The organism is Paenibacillus sp. FSL M7-1414, assembly GCF_038003195.1.
GTDB classification, from domain to species: Bacteria; Bacillota; Bacilli; order Paenibacillales; family Paenibacillaceae; genus Paenibacillus; species Paenibacillus amylolyticus.
On the sequence record NZ_JBBOOS010000001.1, the window covers coordinates 4592450 to 4612274 of the forward strand.

14 protein-coding genes are annotated in these 19825 nt (G+C 47.6%); 3 read left to right on the top strand and 11 right to left on the bottom strand.

Translation table 11 applies throughout. The annotated features are described in order from the left end of the window. The first annotated feature begins 5 nt into the window (after positions 1 to 5). Together MHH92_RS19970 and MHH92_RS19975 are read left to right on the top strand one after the other, a co-directional pair. Positions 6 to 1814, top strand: a complete 1809-nt coding sequence (locus tag MHH92_RS19970) for a sensor histidine kinase (protein ID WP_340905842.1) — start codon at positions 6 to 8, stop codon at positions 1812 to 1814. Positions 1815 to 1821: 7 nt separating this feature from the next. Further along, positions 1822 to 3402 (top strand): response regulator transcription factor, encoded by a 1581-nt coding sequence (locus MHH92_RS19975; RefSeq protein WP_340905844.1) that lies wholly within the window; start codon positions 1822 to 1824, stop codon positions 3400 to 3402. A gap of 33 nt (positions 3403 to 3435) precedes the next feature. Here MHH92_RS19975 and MHH92_RS19980 read toward each other — a convergent pair whose 3' ends face one another. The 5 genes from MHH92_RS19980 to MHH92_RS20000 form a co-directional block, all read right to left on the bottom strand. After that, positions 3436 to 7905 carry a glycoside hydrolase family 3 C-terminal domain-containing protein gene (locus tag MHH92_RS19980; protein ID WP_340905846.1) on the bottom strand — a complete coding sequence of 1490 codons (4470 nt, stop codon included), beginning with the start codon at positions 7903 to 7905 and terminating at the stop codon, positions 3436 to 3438. A 615-nt stretch (positions 7906 to 8520) separates the two neighbouring features. Further along, positions 8521 to 8808, bottom strand: a complete 288-nt coding sequence (locus MHH92_RS19985) for a stage VI sporulation protein F (RefSeq protein ID WP_340905850.1) — start codon at positions 8806 to 8808, stop codon at positions 8521 to 8523. Between the two features lie 115 nt (positions 8809 to 8923). Continuing rightward, complete coding sequence (recG, locus tag MHH92_RS19990) at positions 8924 to 10969, bottom strand: ATP-dependent DNA helicase RecG (protein WP_340905851.1); 2046 nt, start codon at positions 10967 to 10969, stop codon at positions 8924 to 8926. 10 nt (positions 10970 to 10979) lie between these two features. Then, on the bottom strand, positions 10980 to 11843 hold the full coding sequence (locus MHH92_RS19995) for a DegV family protein (protein WP_036674905.1): 864 nt from the start codon (positions 11841 to 11843) through the stop codon (positions 10980 to 10982). Positions 11844 to 11871: 28 nt separating this feature from the next. After that, positions 11872 to 13683 carry a DAK2 domain-containing protein gene (locus MHH92_RS20000; RefSeq protein ID WP_340905855.1) on the bottom strand — a complete coding sequence of 604 codons (1812 nt, stop codon included), beginning with the start codon at positions 13681 to 13683 and terminating at the stop codon, positions 11872 to 11874. 637 nt (positions 13684 to 14320) lie between these two features. Here MHH92_RS20000 and rpmB point away from each other — a divergent pair. Further along, positions 14321 to 14509 carry a 50S ribosomal protein L28 gene (gene rpmB / locus MHH92_RS20005; RefSeq protein ID WP_017687459.1) on the top strand — a complete coding sequence of 63 codons (189 nt, stop codon included), beginning with the start codon at positions 14321 to 14323 and terminating at the stop codon, positions 14507 to 14509. Positions 14510 to 14703: 194 nt separating this feature from the next. Here the strand turns inward: rpmB and spoVM are convergent, their stop codons facing one another. The 6 genes from spoVM to MHH92_RS20035 form a co-directional block, all read right to left on the bottom strand. Further along, the gene (spoVM, locus tag MHH92_RS20010; protein WP_019424875.1) at positions 14704 to 14784 is read right to left on the bottom strand and encodes a stage V sporulation protein SpoVM; all 81 of its coding nucleotides are present in this window, start codon (positions 14782 to 14784) and stop codon (positions 14704 to 14706) included. Positions 14785 to 14951: 167 nt separating this feature from the next. Next, complete coding sequence (locus MHH92_RS20015; RefSeq protein WP_036614600.1) at positions 14952 to 15203, bottom strand: hypothetical protein; 252 nt, start codon at positions 15201 to 15203, stop codon at positions 14952 to 14954. A gap of 3 nt (positions 15204 to 15206) precedes the next feature. Beyond that, positions 15207 to 15866 carry a ribulose-phosphate 3-epimerase gene (gene rpe, locus MHH92_RS20020; RefSeq protein ID WP_017687456.1) on the bottom strand — a complete coding sequence of 220 codons (660 nt, stop codon included), beginning with the start codon at positions 15864 to 15866 and terminating at the stop codon, positions 15207 to 15209. Between the two features lies 1 nt (position 15867). Continuing rightward, positions 15868 to 16776, bottom strand: coding sequence for a ribosome small subunit-dependent GTPase A (gene rsgA, locus MHH92_RS20025; protein WP_340905858.1), 909 nt, complete (start codon positions 16774 to 16776; stop codon positions 15868 to 15870). Between the two features lie 61 nt (positions 16777 to 16837). Further along, positions 16838 to 19048 (bottom strand): Stk1 family PASTA domain-containing Ser/Thr kinase, encoded by a 2211-nt coding sequence (pknB, locus tag MHH92_RS20030; protein WP_340905860.1) that lies wholly within the window; start codon positions 19046 to 19048, stop codon positions 16838 to 16840. Beyond that, positions 19045 to 19821 carry a Stp1/IreP family PP2C-type Ser/Thr phosphatase gene (locus MHH92_RS20035; RefSeq protein WP_036614606.1) on the bottom strand — a complete coding sequence of 259 codons (777 nt, stop codon included), beginning with the start codon at positions 19819 to 19821 and terminating at the stop codon, positions 19045 to 19047. Before MHH92_RS20035 ends, pknB begins: the two co-directional genes overlap by 4 nt. Positions 19822 to 19825 lie beyond the last annotated feature (4 nt).

Consider the following 19825-nt stretch of genomic DNA (forward strand, 5'->3'; position numbering starts at 1 on the left):
CACGTATGATTCTGTTCAACATCAAAACTAAACTTTTTCTGGTCCTCGTCCTCGTATCAATCGTGCCAATTATCGTTGTGTCTGTCAGTTCCTATCGCAGTTACACGAAGCTGGTGAATGAGCAGACCTCTCTCGTGACGTCGACAACTATAGGCAATTCGGTCAAGAGCATGGAGGAAATTTTGCAGAACATCGACCGGATCTCTGTCACACTCCTTCAGCAGTCTTCCAATGCAACCGCTTACAGCACTGTGAGTGATGAACTAATCAAGTTGAACGGTACCAACGATCAATATGAAATCTTCATGATCCGCAGCAAATTGAAATTGATCTTTGAAAACATTCTGCTTGGTTACAATTACATCAATGGTTTGTACCTTTTCACACCTGATGGCAAATGGATAAGCTATGGCAGTAGCGGCACAGACCTACGCCTCGATTATGTCGCACTTCGCGATGAATGGTATCTGGATACGATCCAGCGCAAAGGCGATTTGTATATTGGTGAAGTTGGCGTCAAACCTTACATCATTAACGCCAAGGAATCCATTGGCTTCTCCAGAGCCCTCTACGATCCCAACAACAACGAGTTCCTAGGCGTGTTTATGCTGGATTGCAGTATGAACATTTTTGACGGTCTAAAACGTAATCCGGCACCAAGCTTGTCCAATCTATATCTGGCGAACGACGCTGGCGAGATCCTGTACTCCAGCGACGGAAGTAGAGTTGGCACTCCTCTCTCCGATACTCTGGCTGCGGCAACGCATCAAGTCGGAAACAGTTCACAGTACAAATCAATCCAAGATAACATGATGACGGTAATCCAGAAAGTTCCCGGCCGCAATTGGAACGTGATTGCCAACATCTCTATGGATCGGTTGTATGAGGAGTACAACATCTCACAAAAGTTGCTGTTATACGTGGCCGTAAGCTGTGCAGTCATTTTCCTTCTACTTTCCTTTTTCTTGTCCAACCTGATCACCAAACCCATCATCGAATTGACCAAGCTGATGCGCAAAACCAAATCTCATCGTTTTGTGACCATCAAGCCTCAAGTAACGAGGCAAGTCGATGAAATAGGCATCCTTTACCACGAGTTCAACAAAATGATGAAAGATATCGATACACATATCCGAGAGAGTTACCAGAATAAAATCCTCATGCTGGACTCCCAGATGAAGGCATTGGAAGCACAAATCAACTCCCATTTCCTCTACAATACGCTGGAGTCGATTAATAGCATTGCCGAGATCGAAGAAGTTGAGAGTATTGTGGTGATGACCAAGTCACTCGGGGACATGTTCCGCTACAGTATCAAAACGGACAGCGAGCTGGTCGCGGTCAGCGAAGAACTTCAACATGTAGAAAACTACATGGCCATCCAGCAGATTCGGTATGGTGACAAGTTCGCGTTCAACCTGAATGTAGACCCGGAAATTCGGAGTCGTCGCATGCTGAAACTTCTGTTGCAACCACTCGTGGAAAATGCTATCTATCACGGGTTGGAGAACAAACGTGGGAAGGGTTCCGTTACCATTACCGGGTTGTTTCAGGGGGACAGCATCGTGTTCGAGATCTGGGATGACGGCGTGGGCATGTCCTCAACACAAGCGGAAGAACTTCGACAATTGCTCCAGCAGCCACCTGAATTCATCGCCGTTGGTCAAAGGCATAAACAAAGCATCGGCATCAAAAACGTGCATTCACGAATTGCTTTGTATTACGGAGAGGGTTACGGCCTTTCGTTTCATACCGATTTGAATACAGGAACTCGAATTACACTCGAAATTCCGGCCAATTGGGAAAAGAGGTGACCAAGAGATGTACACGTATATCGTTGTGGACGATGAACCCTTGATCCGCAAAGGTTTGTTGAAAAAAATCGGGACTTTTGAGCACTCGCTTGAACTCTTAGGCGAAGCAGATAACGGGGCAGATGCCTTGGCTTTGATTGAATCGTTCAAGCCGGACATTATCTTTACGGACATGCGCATGCCTGAGGTCGACGGCAAGCTGTTGATCAGGACAGTATGCCAGCAATATCCGCGTATCAAGTTAATTGTCATTAGCGGACATACCGATTTTGATTATATGCAGGAGGCCATCTCTGCGAAAGTTGTAAATTACCTGCTGAAGCCTTTTAGCCGGGATGAGATCCACGGTACGCTTCACCAAGCCATCCAAGCCATCGAACAGGAGCGCTCTCTTCAGCGGGAAGTCGTTCTAAGAGAAGTAGAAACGGAGCAGATGAAAAGGGATGCAGACATGCAAGCCTTCCTGAATTATGTGCTGGCTCCCCATTCATCCATCAAAACACCTGTGTTCCGCTCTGCGGAATTTGCCGCCATCATGGCATCTGACCAGTTCATTTTATTGACGATTTATGGTCCTCAACCGCTTACAGCACAGCAACTACCTACCTTTTCGAATGGCCTGTACATTCCTCATCCACAAACGGATCAAGTACTGTTTTTCCTGATGCATGATCTGGATTGCTCAGGCCAGCTTGATTTGCAGAAAATGGCGGAACAAACTGCGAGTATCATTTTGACCAAATCCGAAACTACGGATTGTTGTGTGGGGATCAGCTTGCCTCATACAGGCATTGGTGGGGTCCGAGAAGCTCATCATCAAACGATCCTTGCGTTGGACGAACGAGCCATTACCGATTTTGGCAAATGTTACGTATTTTCACGGGAGCAATTTCCTTTACATCAACTGAAGTGGGCTCGAACATATGAACTGTTATTTTTTATAGAGAGCGGGAATGTACCGAAGGTGGAAGAGCTCATCACCGATTTCTTTGCTTTCTACATACGCCAGCCTGACGCTTTGCTTGCCCACCTGAAAGAGCAGTGCAGAGACATTATCACGGAAACCAAACGGCTGCTGAGTAACTATATCCAGAACGGAGGTAACAGTAGCGCCTCTTCCAGCTTGGAGGCTGTCCTGAACGTCTCGTTCGATATGGAGTGCATTAGGCATTACATGGTAAAGGTGCTGACGGGAACAGCTCTTCTGCTTAAGGAAGACAACCCCTACGCATCAGATCAAGTGATCGACAACGTCAGGACATATATCGATAATCACTATACCAAGGATTTAACGCTGGAATGGGTATCGTCCCTGTTCTACCTGAACCCGAGTTACCTCAGTCATTTATTTAAAGAAAAGACATCCGAGAACTTCACTGATTACGTAAACCAACTACGGATCAGGCAAGCCAAGCAGCTCTTAACGAGCACAGACGATAAAATCTATCGGGTTGCCAAACAGCTGGGTTACGACAATCCAAAATATTTTTTTCGGGTGTTTAAAAAATTGACCGGTTGGACTCCAGAGGAATACCGAAAGCAACACAAATCCTTCACCGCAAACAACAAGGAACCAGGCCATGTATGATGGCCCAGTTCCTTGTTTTCGTTGTTGTGGCTCTTATCGATCCAGCCGTTCTACTATCCGGTCATGAACACGGACAATGACAGTTGCAAGTTGTGCCCGTGTAAGGGTGCTCTGTGGTTGTAACAGTTTATCCGGCGTACCTTGGAATATACCAAGCTGAATGGCCGTTGCCATGACTGCCCGGTTATTTGGTGTCAGCTGGACCTGATCCTTAAAATCTTCCAGCCATGATTCAACCTCTGCTTCCGGCAGTTTCGTATCCACTCCAGACAAGTTCAACGCACGAACGAGCACCATTGCCATGTCCTCACGTGACATTGGGGCATTTGGCAGGTACTGCCCTTCTTCCATCAGGCCATATTCCTTGGAGGCTCGCAAAATCGGATCAAACCATTTCTCGTTTGCTGCCGCTCCCATCGGTTCAATTCCTATCGCATTCAATGCAGCCATCAACGTTTGGGCTGATGTTGTCGTTCCTTGGGGTTGCATGCTGCGTTCCGATACGCCATTGATCAACAGCAAGCTGTTGGCTTTAGCTATATCTTTGGCATACCAGGCTGAAGGCTTAACATCAACAAATTCGCGGAGCGAGTGAATTGCAACGTACGTTCCCCCTTGGTTTAGCAGTACTTTCCATACCTTGTTTCCGTTTGTGTCTTTGGTCAACACGCCAGGCACCGGCGTAAGTTGGCCTCCTGCTCCAACATATGCGATTGCTGTGGAGTTTGCAGCTACGACATCGTTAACAGGCAGCGCTGCAATGACATACGTGTTCTGCTTATCTTTGATGGATACGTTCCATGGATCACCGATGACCCGGATGCCAGATGAGCGGATACTTGCTGCCTTAGCTTGATCAGCAACATCCCCCGTTTGCACGGTCACGACAGTAGAAACATTGCCCTCCGAATCCGTTTCGCCTTCAGTCTCGGACCCGGATGCTGGTGGCTTAACAGGAGTTTCAACACTACCTGATCCAGGTGTGCTTGGCGAATCAGGATTCGTTCCTGGATTTGTGCCTGGATTTGTGCCTGGACTTCCTGGATTTGTTCCCGGCTCTTTCAACGTAAATGACAAACTGTCAATCCGAAGATCCGGTTCATGAAACACCAGATACAGATCATGTACGCCGCTCACGGCAGCAGAAATATCCGCCTCTACGTCAACGTAACCTAATTCCTTGACCGTTACGTTAGCATTACTAATCTTGTAGGAGACAGGTTCTGTCATCGGTACGTTCCACACAGCAAGCGGTGCGGTATCGAGCGCATCCGCATGCAACGAGATCGTGCCACCTTGCACATTAGATGCGACAGTTGCCTTCACCTTCTGTGCACCTGACAGGTCAGCCTTAGGCAACGCGATCCACGATCCATTTTGTTTGGACCGAACTGCGTAATAACCTCCAACAATCGCTTTGGCTTTTAATTGGGCTGCCGTGCGTTCCTTGGATACTTCGTGGTAAATGACTTCGTTCGAAGCAAACGCATGATCAAATACATTTATGGGTTGAGTAAGGGGTAAGGTTGCAATCGACTTCCCACCAATGCTTAATGCCTTCGATACTTGCACGTCTGCATCCGCTGCCGAGGTCCCAATCATGAATTTATAACTGCCCTGTTCAACGATCCATTCACTCCGATTCACATCCCATAATGCCAGCGTTTGTGGATCAACTTGCAACAGGACTTCTTTTGTTTCACCCGGAGTGAGATGAATCTTCTCAAATGAAACCAGCTTCTTTTTAGGCGCATGTGCACCGTATGCAGAGTTGCTGTTACGGGTGTACAGCTGCACAACCTCGGAAGTGGCTACGTCTCCTGTATTGGTTACGCGGACCGACACCGTGAATGGTTCATCTCCCCTTACAGAAGACGGTACGGTCAGGGAATCGTACGTAAAATCAGCATATGATAACCCGTAACCAAACGGATAGGTCACCGTGGCATCTGTATACATATAAGTCAACTCAGATTCAATGGGGTCTGCATTCGTCATATCAACCGTAAATCGGGGGTCGATGTCGTCAAGGCCAGTAATGTTACCTTCTGGTATAACATATGGACTAATGGAAGGGAATGCATCCATGCCTGCATACCATGTGGACGTCAGGCGGCCTGTCGGCGCGTAATCTCCGTACAACACCTGGGCCAGAGCATACGAATCGTATTGACCGCCATATGGCTGGTAAACGATCGCCGAGACGTTAGGGTTGTTCTGAATTCGCTCCATGTTTACAGGGAAGCTCGATTTAACCACGACAACGGTTTTCTTACCCTGGGTTGCAAAGGCAGCAGATACTTTGTCGACCAGTTCGTAATCTGCCTCGCCCATATCGAGGGTAGACCGGTCGTTACCTTCTCCTGCGCTATGACGTGGAATTGCGCCGACAAAGACGATGGCATAATCGTCTTCTGTGGCTCTTGCTACTGCCTCTTCGCCCACGTTCTTCACCACGGCCTTCTCAAACTTCACCTCGTCCGGGCGATTCGCAGCGTTATCCTTGCTTCCCAGTGGAGATGATGTTGTCACGAGCTTACCAGCATCATCTACCTTGATAAAGCGTCCGTTAGCATAATACCAATTTGTAAAGTCACCAGAGAATCCTGTACGGTACCCATTGGTAACAATAGACATTGAGCCATCCTCGTTCGTTTCCATTCGTAATGTTGGGGGTATGGCACTCGTATCACCCATCATCTCTGGAAGGCTCCAATCGTTGTTCGTCAGATTAAGACTGGTACGATCCGTATTGCCAACTGCTGCATGATTTGTGGCAGGGGAAGTCACCCAACGCTGGTTATACAGCGACAATAAACTTGAACCTGCCTGACCCCAATCGTACACTCGGAACAAGTGGGAGAAACTGGAATCATCTTGGGCATCCGAAGTTGTGATGAGCTGCGCTCCCTCCGTGCCTGCATTTGGACTATACACGTCCGCTGTGACCGTTTGTTGATTCGCCTTAGAGGTTAGTGCAATGACTTCATTTCCTGGGGCATAGTTTACATTATTGCTGCCATTCATTTTAATGATTGAGAGCAGTGGAGATTCACCAGAGTTTTCCAGCGCAGGTGTCGCGCCAACTGAATACGTCGTCTTGAAGCGTGCGTCGGCATACACCCCAGAAACAGCAGCGTCATTTCCTTTTTCCAGCGGAAGTGTGCCGTCATTTTTCAACAAAACAACGCTCTCCCGTGCCGCTTGAAGTGCTATTTCCTGATGGTTCACTTGGTTATAATCGGAAGGCGGAGACGTCCTGACATCCCTTGCTTCCTGAGCAAAAGGATAGTTTTTCGGTATGCCCTGCTCATCAGTTTCATTAAAAATCCCCAAACGTACCAGCTGGTTTACATGTGGTCTGGCTGCTTCTATAAGTTCTTCCTCGGTGATTCCATATTCCCCTTGCTCTACAAGCGCCACCAGATCGGTCACATCCGCAGGTGTCGTCCCTGACGGCCGACCCGCATTCGCCTGAGCAAGCGCCATGAGAACGGTTGCATGACCGCGGTCCACGGCATAGCGGTCGTCATATCCATTTCCGAGTTGGTTCGCGTTGGATACAATTGCATCTCCATTGAAATCGGGCGAGCTGTATACGCCATATTTGGCGTCCAAATTGGCTAATAATTGTAGCGGGGAAAGGATGTTTGGAATGCCGTTAGTCCGGCCATAAGATGTCATTGTGCCCGCCAGCGCACCTGATTCAAATCCAGGGAGCGCGGCTCTGGTTTGGTACTCAAACAATGAACGCGCGCTTGCACTGTTATTCGCTGTCTGCCTGAACCACTGCGCGTTATATACGGAGTAATGCTTTGTCCCCACCGCTGCCCTCATCCAGAATCCATCTTCGCTGGTGGACTGATCAATTCCGCTAAGACCCGAAGCCATCTTGTCTATCAAGACTCCGGCCATATTGGGATCTTCAGAGAACCCTTCATCGAAGCGACCGCTAAGTGGATTGATACGCATATCACTGACCACACTGAACGCCACGCTGAGGGAAGGATCATTGCCCCCATGAATGTTGGATTCGCCCTGCTTGACCTTTAATTTGCTGATTTTCTCATTCCCCATCACTTCACCGATATCGGACAAAAGCTCTTTGTTCCAGCTCTGTCCCATGCCGATCAGAGCAGGGAAATCGGTCGAGACACCCTGAACATTATCTGCAGCAGATAACGTACCGGGAATGACCTTGCCCGCATGTTTCCCCTGCTTCAATGTGTAATGGTTTCGCGAACCCGTCACATAAACGGCTGGGCCTTCGAGGCCAGTGTATTCGAAATAGGTGTCTACGTATGCATCCAGATGCGCTGGCACGCCATCAAATAATGGCATCCCGTCAAAGACACCTCCCTGCTGAGTTTCGAACTTTAAAGTACTTGTCGTAGATGCTGATAGTGGTGTGGCTCCCCAGGACCCCCATGTCAGACTGACCACGGTGATGACCGCAATCACTTTGCCGCTAATCTTCTGCTTGAAACCTCTAGTCAAAGTCAATGTTACCCCTCCTTTATTTGTAATCGCTTACAATTTGGTACTCACTCATTATAGTTGGAGGAATAGTACATTTTGTTTATGGGTTGAGGTACAGTATTTTTAGATATTACGGTTATGTATCGTTAAAGGATAAATTTGGATTCATATTAAATATAAGCCTCATACTCCACCCATCACTGTACTAAGATGCTCGATTTAACCAACATAACTACTCATTGAAAACTTTGTTTTCGTGGTAATACAAGTCAGATCATGGGTCATTTCGATAACTACAACGAATGTTCAACCAAGTAATGCCACAAGGCTTGTCTCTAGTTATAACAATCAAAAGGGCGTTCCATAAGTCATCTTCCTGACTTATGGAACGCCCCACCCACTAAAATTACTTCATAAACATTCGATGTAATTTGGTTTTGTAAAATAAATCAATTTACACAACAACGGAGAGGACAGAAATAACCTAAAGAAGCGAAGCGTGCGCCTTTATCCCCGGATTTTACCCTTGGAAAGGGTCAATCAGAAAATCCGGGGATAACAGCGCTCGGAAGGTTATTCTGTCATCGTAGTGCACTCGTGTAAACGAATGTTTTTTTCCACCCACATTACATCGAATCCCTACCTAAACATCCCCCACAGCTTAATCAAATGAAACGTATTGTTCGGATCAATCTTCTGCGCGAGTACAAACACAACAAACTGCTCCTCCTGCGCCGGAGAGAAATTCTCATTCATAATGACAGCGGAAGACTTGACCAACCTTCTGACCTTGGCCTTATCTTGCAGATCAGACTTGGTCACGCCATCAATCAACTTTTTGATACGCTCTTTGACAGCGGGATTTTTCATCTTTAATTTGATCCGCTCCACCAGCTGCGGACTAATTCCATATTGTTGATAACCCAAAACACATAGCACCTCCCAAAAGAATGAACTCACTTCTTATTCATATGTCGGGAGGGCTTGTACACTTGTCTTTTTTTACAAAGGTAATACGAAAAACTCGCTATTATGGCAAGCTTTAGTCAATCAGATCACCCTTGAATACTTGCTGTTGCTGTAGGAAATCACGCAGAGGTGCATAGTCCATGGAGGTCCAGAAAGTCGCATCCTCAATTACGTGGGTCACGTCATCTCTGGCCTGTTCCAGCACAGCAAAATCGGCAACCATATCGGCAAGACGGAACTCGGGTAGTCCGCTCTGTTTGGTACCAAAGAAATCACCCGGACCCCGGAGATCCAGGTCACGCCGGGATACCTCGAATCCATCCTCGGTTTCCGTCATGACCTTCATGCGTTCCTGTCCAACCTCCGTCTTGGGATCAGCAATGAGTACACAATAGGAAGCATGCGCACCACGACCGACCCGACCACGAAGCTGATGCAGCTGGGAGAGACCGAAGCGGTCCGCGTCCATAATGACCATCAACGTGGCATTTGGCACATCGACCCCAACCTCGACAACGGTGGTGGAGACAAGCAACTGAATATCATTGCTATAGAAGTCCCGCATCATCTCTTCTTTCTCCGCAGCCGTCATCCGTCCATGCAACAGACCTACACGATATTTCGGAAAGTTCTGCTGCATCTGCACATGCAGATCAATCGCGTTCTGGACATCCAGCTTCTCCGACTCTTCAATAAGTGGACAGATCAGATAGGCCTGACGGCCCTGATCCACTTCTCTGGAGATAAACCCGAGCACCCGCTCCATCATATCGTGTTTAACCCAATACGTAGAGATGGGAATCCGTCCTTTCGGACGCTCCGAGATCGTGGATACTTCAATATCCCCAAAAGCAGTAATCGCAAGTGTCCGTGGAATTGGCGTTGCCGTCATCGTTAAAACATCCGGGTTATATCCTTTGCGTCGTAAAACGCTGCGCTGATTCACCCCGAAGCGATGCTGCTCGTCCGTCACCACAAGACCCAGATCACGGAAGAAAACATCTTCCTGAATCAGGGCGTGTGTACCCACCACGATATCAATCATGCCCATTTGCAATGAGGCGATCAGATCTTTGCGTTTGCGTCCATTTACACTGCCCGTTAACAGCCCTACGGTTACCCCAAACGGTTCAAACAGCTTTTGCAGTGAGCGCATATGCTGCTCCGCCAGAATCTCTGTAGGCACCATCAGAGCCCCTTGGAACCCAGATCGAACAGTCGTGTATAGCGCAATTGCCGCAATAACCGTTTTACCCGATCCGACATCACCCTGCAATAACCGATTCATTGCATAGGGCGAACGCATATCATGCAAAATTTCAAGCTCCACCTTTTTCTGAGCATCTGTCAGTTCAAAAGGTAAACTGCGTACAAACTCACGAATCGTCGTATTATCCGTGGTATGCACTACACCATCCATGCGAATTCGGTTGAGTGCGCGATACGCCTGCATTTTCAACTGGAACAGAAACAGCTCTTCATACACCATCCGCTGTCTGGCCTGTTGACCTTCTCGGTTGTCCTGTGGACGATGAATTCCAGCAATCGCTTGTTTACGAGGCATCAAGCTGTATTTCTTCATCAATGACTGAGGCAGAATCTCAGGAATCATATCTCCGAATTGAATTAATCCCTGATTGATCGTCTTCCGCATCCATTGTTGTGTCAGTTTGCCGGTTACCGAATATACAGGTTGCAATGTACCTGAACGCCCATCGCCTTTATCAGGGAACTCCGAGTCAGTCACGGTCATCTGCATGCGTTTTTGTTCCCATTTTCCCGTAATCACAATCTCCCGATTGGGGGTAAGTTGTTCTTTGAGGAAATGGCGATTGAACCAGGTGGCTGTAATCATCCACTCTTCCGTCATGATCTTACAGGTAAGACGGGACTTTTTACCGTATCGTTGTAATACAGGAATACCCATTACCTGTCCCTGGACCGTAATCTTGTCCCCATCCTTCACTTCACTAAGTGAACGCAGACGATAATCCTCGTAACGGAACGGATAATATTCAAGCAGGTCTTTAACAGTAGAGATGCCAAAGGCGTGAAGCTCTCCCTCTTTGAGAGCACTCACGCCGTTAATTTGCTTAACTGATATTTCTTCCAATTTCATGTCTAATCCCTCATTCCGGAACAGGCCACATAAAGATCGCAATGACACCAGGTCCAACATGACTGCCTATTACGGCTCCAATATTGGTATAGATCACTTCATTCAGTGTAAAATGACCCCGTAGCTGCTCTGCACAAGCGATCGCTGATCCCGGGTCAGCGGTATGACCTACCGCCAGGTTCACCCGTTTGCCTGCAAGATCCTTCTGAAACAGCTCAATAATGCGTGCCATTGCTTTTTTATGACCTCTGACTTTCTCAACTGCGTAGATAACGCCTTCTTCATCAATAGACAGGATCGGCTTAATGTTAAGCAACGTTCCCAAGATGGCTGAAGCTTTGCCAATCCGACCGCCCTTTTGCAGATACTCCAAAGTATCTACAAGAAAGAACAACTTGCGAGATTGTTGCATCCCTTCAATAGCCGCAGCGATTTCGACTGCTGACTTGCCCTGTTCGGCAAGTTCAGCAGCCTGTACCACCATTAGACCGTATCCATAAGATGCTGACTTCGAATCCAGCACGGTGATGTCACCCTCAGTCTCAAGCAAAGACTTGCCAAGCATGGCCGATTGATAGGTACCACTCATGCCGGATGACAGGTGGATCGATACAATCGGGCGTTCCGGGTTCTCATCAAGAAGTGATTGGTACACATCCATGAAATCGGTTGGAGATGGCTGTGAAGTTGTAGGCAACACAGATACCTTCTTCAACTTTTCGTAGAACTGTTCCGAAGTCAGATCAACGCCATCTGCATAGGTCTCTTCACCGAACAGAACACGTAGCGGAACAATATGAATCCCGTATTTGCGAATGAGTTCTTCGGGAATATCTGCCGTACTGTCTGTTACTATCGTAACCTTGTGGCTCATGACTCTCCTCCTCTTCGCTAGAGTGCTATTAGGACTCTACGGAGAACAAATAATAATACACAGGCTGTCCTCCAAGATGTACCTCTACCTCAGCATCAGGATACTGTACTTCAAGCCATGCAGCGAGGGCAGCAGTAACCTCAGGGTCAGCTTCTTCCCCTTCAAGGATCGTCACCACTTCATCTCCACTCTCCATCATCTGTTTGAGCAGACCTTCACATGCTTGAAGCATGGTTTCATCCGTCGCTACAATTTTGGAGTTATGAATACCGATATAGTGCCCCGCCTTAATATCTAATTCATCATATTGCGTATCACGAACCGCATGAGTCACTTGACCGGACTGTACCCGGCTGATGGCCTCCAACATTTGGTCACGGTTTGTTTCCGCAGACTCATCTTCTTGGAAAGCAAAAGCAGCAGCCATTCCCTGTGGAATGGTCTTGCTTGGAATAACCGTAATCCGGCGCTCATCTTCAAGCAATTCACGAGCCTGCTCGGCAGCCAGTACAATATTCGAGTTATTCGGGAGTATAAATACCTGCTCCGCAGCAATGGAACGAACGGCTTTTACAAAATCCTCAGTACTCGGATTCATCGTCTGTCCACCGGACAGAACAACATCAACACCAAGACTTTGGAAAATCTCTGCAATACCGTCACCGGAGGATACCGCAATAAAACCATACGGTGCCATCTCATCTGCAGGAAGTACAGCCTCTTCCATACTGCGCGCTGCCTCAGGTGGAATCTCTGCAAACAATTCAGGTGATGGAGCAATGTCCATGCCTGCTGTCAGGAGATCCCGATGCTGTTCACGCATATTGAGAATATGAATCTGTGTAATCTCACCATAATGCAGCGCCAAGTTTAATACATCGCCTGGTGTCTTGGAATGGACATGAACTTTGATGACTTCATCATCGGCAATGATGATGATCGAATCCCCATTAACTGACAACGCTTTCCGGAATGCTTCGTCATCAAATGCCACTCCTGCGTTCTCTCCAAGCTCACGATTAATGAAGAATTCCATATCATACAGGAATTCAATATCTTCCGTTTCCAGTCTCGCCTGAGCAGACAATGGCATCTCTGGTGCAATCACCTGCTGCTGTGCAGGCTTCTTGATATTCACTTCTGTCGGTGCAGCCGATTTCAAAGCAGATGCTGCCACGGATGGGGTTACTTCTTTGTTCAGCGAAGTACGACTCCCTCCGTCACTTTGCAGCAATACTTCCATAAAGCCCTCGTAGATATATACAAGCCCCTGACCACCTGAATCCACAACACCAACCTGTTTCAGTACAGGCAGTAATTCCGGAGTCATTGCCAGTGCTTCTTTTGCTTTTAACAAAACTTCATTCATTAATTCAGTAATATCATTCGTCCGTCTTGCATAGTAGTTGGCATGTTTCGCCGCTTCCTTGGCTACGGTAAGAATGGTCCCTTCAACGGGCTTTACGACTGCTTTGTAAGCTGCGTCAACACCGTTCTGCAGGGCTGCTGCAAATTGGAGCGTATTCAGTTCCTCATAGGGAGCAGCTGAACGACTAAAACCACGGAACAATTGCGACAGAATAACTCCTGAATTCCCCCGTGCGCCCATAAGCAGGCCTTTCGATAGAATACCGGCAGCTTCGCCGATGGAGGCAGAACTTTTTCTTTTAATCTCTGCGACTCCTGCACTCATTGTCAAATTCATGTTCGTTCCCGTGTCACCATCCGGCACAGGGAAAACATTCAGGGAATTGACGTGCTCTGCATGCTGTCCAAGTTGTTCCGCTCCGGCAAGTACCATTGCGGTGAAATCTGTTCCATTTAAAGAACGTATACTCAAGTGAGAATTCCCCTTCCTAGCTTGATACACGAACACCTTGCACCAAGATGTGTCTGGTCTGTTCATGCGCTAACGCGGACTGCGTTATTCTTCGTCCATACCTTGTCCGGCACAGGCATACAATACAACATGTCAGCCGGATTAACGGTCTGGGCGGCCGGGCTACCAATATCCTGCACTCTCTGCACCCCTAACTTCGGGGCATACGGATATGCACCGGTATCAAGAGCCGGCATGAATGCCGCATGGAGACTGGTGCCAATGATGGAATGCCGCAGCTCACAGCGTTGCCAAAAAGCAGACCACCGACCTCTAAGTACGGTTTATTCTCCGACTTCCTCGCGGCAACAGCCTGTTCACCACTGTATTATGGACTACTCAACATTGTACTATATTAGACAGGAGAAATAAATAAAGTTTTTGGATCAGTTGACGAAGCTTTTTTAATTATGATATTATATTCAAGTATTGTTTTATGCAGGTTAAGTAATGGAAATGATCCGGTTCATGCCGGCTTAAACAACGCCATTAGCTACTGAAACCTGATCTTTATGATCAGGAAGAACAATTTAGTCCTTATGGAATGACTTTTCGTTTCTGAAGGCAACTGGTTATTTTAGGATAGGAGGTGTAATCTATGTCTCGCAAATGTTATGTGACAGGTAAGAAACCGGGCACCGGTAACCACGTATCCCACGCTAACAACCGTAACCGTCGTACTTGGGGCGTAAACGTTCAGAAGGTCCGCATTCTCGTTGACGGCAAACCAAAACGTGTATACGTAAGCACCCGTGCACTGAAAGCCGGTAAAGTGACTCGCGTATAATCACGCAAAGCTACTATAAATCGGGTAAGCAAAAAGCACCTTGTTCCTTGCAGGTGCTTTTTTGGTATTCAAAAAAGGGATTCTTGAATACGCTCATTAACATGTGAATGGCCGCCGCATGGCGCTTCGCAGGTACGAATTCCAGATAAGCCTGAGCCAAAGCGGCGGTATTCCCTGTTACCTTATCAATCGGATCAGTTCTTTTGAAACGTATTAAGAATCGCCTTTACAAACCCTCCCAAAAACTTCGGCAGTTTGAATGTGTAAAATTTCATAATTCACCCTCCCCATCATGCTCATGCGTCCGCCGTATCCTATGCTTCAGGCCTTCTTTACCTCAAACACGACAAAAAAGGCTACATGAGAAACCTGCTCATGTAACCATATTTATGCGGAACCTTCGATCCCTATTCCACAATGACAAGCCCGAAGATCAGGTCATTTATGTTTGGGCAGGAATATATTGATAGGCAGCGATCATGAAAACACTCAGTAAATAATACAGTATGCCGAATATGACAAAAGTAACCCGATGTCCCGTACGATCAAATTTGCGGAAATACATAATAACAACGCCTACCCCGATTAATGACGTGATGGCATTAAACGGGGATTGAATAACCGCAAACAAAGCAAGCACAAGTCCCGTCACGAGACTCGCAGCCATCGTCCACAGTGTCTCCTTGAGGTTCATAGATCAGCCTCCGTAGCTACGGCGTATTTCAGTAATCGCGGCAGCACGATCCTCACGGCCAAATACGGCACTCCCGGCAACGAGCACATCTGCTCCAGCTTCCACCACAAGCGGGGCTGTATCGGCAGCAATTCCGCCATCTACTTCGATATGTACATCATGGCGTCCCTTTTCGTTTAACCAGGTACGAATCTGCTTGATTTTGTTCATGGTACCCGAGATAAATGCCTGTCCGCCAAAGCCAGGATTGACCGTCATGACAAGAACCATGTCCACATCATCCAGAACTTCGAGAATGGCAGATGCTGGCGTTCCTGGATTAAGGGCAACTCCTGCCTTCACTCCTTGCTCCTTAATTAGATGAATAACGCGGTGCAAATGCACACAAGCCTCAGCATGAACGGTAATTACCGCTGCACCCGCTTTGGCAAATTCCTCAACATAACGCTCCGGATTCTCAATCATCAAATGCACATCGAGCGGCAAGCTTGTATGTGGAGCGATTGCCTTCACAATCGCAGGTCCAAGCGTAATATTAGGGACGAAATGACCGTCCATAACGTCAACATGAATCCAGTCTCCTCCTGCAGCTTGAGCTTCTGCAACTTCCGCACCAAGGCGGGCAAAATCAGCTGATAATATCGATGGGGCAATTTTAATCATGTTAATACCTCCGCTTCTTATCTTTCATTTCGTTCAGGAACAGCACATAGTGCTGATATCGGCTTTCGGAGATCAGACCTTCCTCCTTGGCTGCAAGCACACGACAGCCTGGTTCATGTGTATGGGTACAACCTCGGAATTTGCACTGATCTGCAAACTGGGCGAATTCCCGGAAACAAGTGGAGAGTTCCTCCACACCGATCTCCAGAAAGTCCAGTTGGCTGAATCCTGGCGTATCCGCAACAAATCCACCATTATCCAACGGAATAAGCTCCACGTGCCTGGTGGTGTGTTTCCCTCGTCCTAGACGCATGCTGATCGCATTTGTCTCCAGCGTCAGGCCCGGCATCAATGCATTTAACATCGAAGACTTGCCTACGCCGGATTGTCCGGAGAATACGCTGATCTTACCAGCCAGACGGTCTCTGAGCAATTCACTGCCTTCACCAGTACGTGAACTTGTGGAGATCACCTCATAACCAACCTGTTCATACAATGCTTTCACTTCAGCAACAGTGTCTTTGGATGGATCAGCCAAATCCAGTTTGGTCAACACAATGAGTGCATCCAGCCCCGCCTGTTCGATGTGAACAAGGAACTTGTCCAACAGGTTCAGGTTCATATCAGGTTCCTTCACAGAGAACACAAGAACAGCCAAACTTACATTGGCTACAGGAGGACGGATAAGTTCCGTCTCACGCTTCCGAATTTCATCAACCGTTCCTTCTCCGTTCTCAGTCAACATGTAGCTGACGCGATCACCTACAAGCGGTGATGTTCCCCGCTTTCTGAAGATACCTCTGGCTCGACATTGAACGGCGGAACCTTCAACCGAAGGAACCCCGTTGTCTTCCACTGGCATGACATAATAGTAACCGCTTAGCGCTTTAACGATGATACCTTCTGGCATAGCTCCGACGCCCTCCTTTAGATGGTGGTACATTTACTCCAGACGCCAGCATAAGCCGCCCTTATGGACGGCTTGATGCGTTAATGACTTCCTTTTTCTTCTCTTTTTCCTTGCCGTGCCCCTTACCATTATTCATGGCAGAAGTGTCCTCATCTACGCTCTCACCCTCACCGTCTGCCGGTGTGGACTCAGGTTCACCTTCCTGATTGGAATCAACACTTCCCTCATCTACGCTACCTTCACCTGGATCAGGCTCATTTTCTGGCGGCGTCTCAGTGCTTTGTTCCGGGTCAATGGAAGGTACATTTACTGTTCCGTTTTTGGCTTCACTGTAGGAGACAAGATACGTATCCAGGAACTGTCCATCACGATATACGGACACAGCCCCATTTTCATTTGGAGCGAGCACAAGTGGAATGGTCAAGGTCTGGGTTGAGTTCACGGTGCGTGTTCCCCATTCCTGATTCTTGCCGCGTGCGTCTTCATATGTGATACGGATTTTACTGTTTTTGCCCTCTTCTTTGGGTGAGACATTAATATTAAAAGGATATTCCAGCGCTTCTGGCGGATACCCTGTACTGATAAAGATTGTAATCTTATCGCCAGGACTAACCTCTGCGCCAGCTTCCACAGGCCATTGCTGCGTCACTTTGCCCTGGTCCACCGTATAACTTGATTCTTCCTGCACCTGAGCAAGCACAAGTCCAACTGATTTAAGTTTTTCTTCGGCTTCACTGCGGGTATGATTTTTCAGATCAGGCATTTTGACCGTCTCAGTACCTTTACTTACGATTAACTCAATCTGAACTAAAGCAGGATCAAATTCCTCATTCACACCCGGTGTCTGGGAAATAACAGTACCTGAGGCCACATCATTGGAGAATTCATCTTTCCGCTGAATCTGATCTTCCTTAATGCCAAGCGCAGTCAATTGTTTGACAGCCTCATCATAAGGGTCTTGCTTGACATCAATCATCTTCACCAGTTCTTTTTCTGCACCAACACTGATCTGCACCTCGGAGCCTTCTTTAACAACATCGCCTTCTTTTCTGCTCTGGTCATAGACAATACCGGGTTCGACACCTTCCTGGTACAGACGGATGACCTCATCACTGACGACGAGTCCTTTCTCCTCAAGCATTTCCCGAGCTTTTTCTTCTGTCTGGGTGATTACGTTAGGCACGGTTACTTCAGGTACAACCAGCATACCCTTGACATACCATACAACGCCCACCATGGCGATTAGAATAAGAACGGTTAATGAGATGAGTAGTGCTGGCTTCTTCCAGCTCTTGGATTTTGCTTTACCCTTGCCAGTTTCTTCGTCAGACTCCATCACAGGCACCGCACCCGTCGATGTAACTCCACGCGGTTCAGGCTTGATCGCTGGCATTACGCGAGTCTGGTCTATATCATCCTCATCCGGAAAATCAATCTTCGTTTCATTTCGTCTCTCCGGCATCAGGCAAGTTTCCAGATCGGTCTGCATTTCTTTGGCCGACTGATAACGTTCCTGCGGATTCTTACGCATGGATTTTAAGATGACATTTTCCACACTTTGCGGAATCAATGGATTGAATTTGCGTGGTTCATCGAACTCTTCCTGCAAATGCTTCAATGCCACACTGATTGGACTTTCACCCAGAAACGGAAGTTGCCCGGTAAGCATTTGGTAAAGTACGATCCCAAGAGAATATAAGTCCGATTTTTCACCAGTAACGATGCCTTTGGCATGTTCTGGTGAGAAGTAATGTACAGAACCAACTACGGAACCGGTCTGCGTAATCGTTGTAGATGTAACCGCACGGGCAATCCCGAAATCCGTAACTTTCACACGGCCATTCCGGCCAATTAATATATTGTGGGGTTTGATATCCCGATGAATGATTTGATTATGATGTGCATGATCAAGAGCATCTGCAATCTGGGAAGCGATTCGCACCGATTCGTCCACCTGCAGAGGGGCGCGTTCTTTAATAATTTCATTCAGGTTTTTGCCTTCCACATACTCCATGACAATATAATGAACGTCATCTTCCTGCCCCACGTCATAAATGCTGACTACATTCGGATGAGACAGCGATGCTGCCGACTGTGCTTCCCTGCGGAAACGGCGAATAAACTCTTCGTCATGCACAAACTGTTGTCTAAGAACTTTGATCGCTACATTCCGGTTCAACAGAAGATCCTGGGCTTTGTACACAAGAGCCATGCCGCCACCACCGACACGCTCAATCACTTCATAGCGTCCGCCTAGCTGGTGCCCAATCATGACTCACACCCCGTTTCCGTATCCACGGAACCTTCCCTCTGCAACTCGAACAAAGCAACCGTGATGTTGTCGTCTCCCCCAGCAAGTAAAGCCAACTGAAGCAGTCGGTCTGCACGATCTTCCAATGCCAGTTCCAGATTGCCGGCAACCTGAATAATCTGCTCATTGCTGACCAGGTTACTGAGACCATCACTGCACAGGAGAAGAACTTCGCCTTCCTCCAGCTTGACGGTATCCAGATCTACCTTCACCTCGGCATCTGTTCCAAGCGCACGAGTTAGTACGTTGCGACGTGGATGATGGGACACATCCTCTTTGCTAATCTGACCATTTTTGAACAATTCATTCACCAGTGTATGGTCCTCGGTTAGCTGGATCACAGCTTTGTTCGCAATTTTGTAGGCTCTGCTATCACCGATGTGTCCAATAACACCTTCCGTATCGTTCAATAAAGCCGCAACTACCGTTGTTCCCATGTTGTGATACTTGTCATCTGTTGATGCCGTGCGGAAGATAACTTCGTTGGCATGCAAAATAGCATCGCTGAGAGCCGCAGACAGAGACGCATGTGACAGACCTGGTTCCAGTGTTCCCAGATCTTTCACCAACGTCTCTACTGCCAAGCGGCTTGCCGTATCCCCTGCAAGATGTCCACCCATGCCATCGGCAACAATACCCAGAATATATCCTGTATCGAGATTACGAATCCAGGCTGAATCTTCATTCACCGAACGCACTCGTCCGATATGGCTCACATGAACTGTTTTGATCAAAACG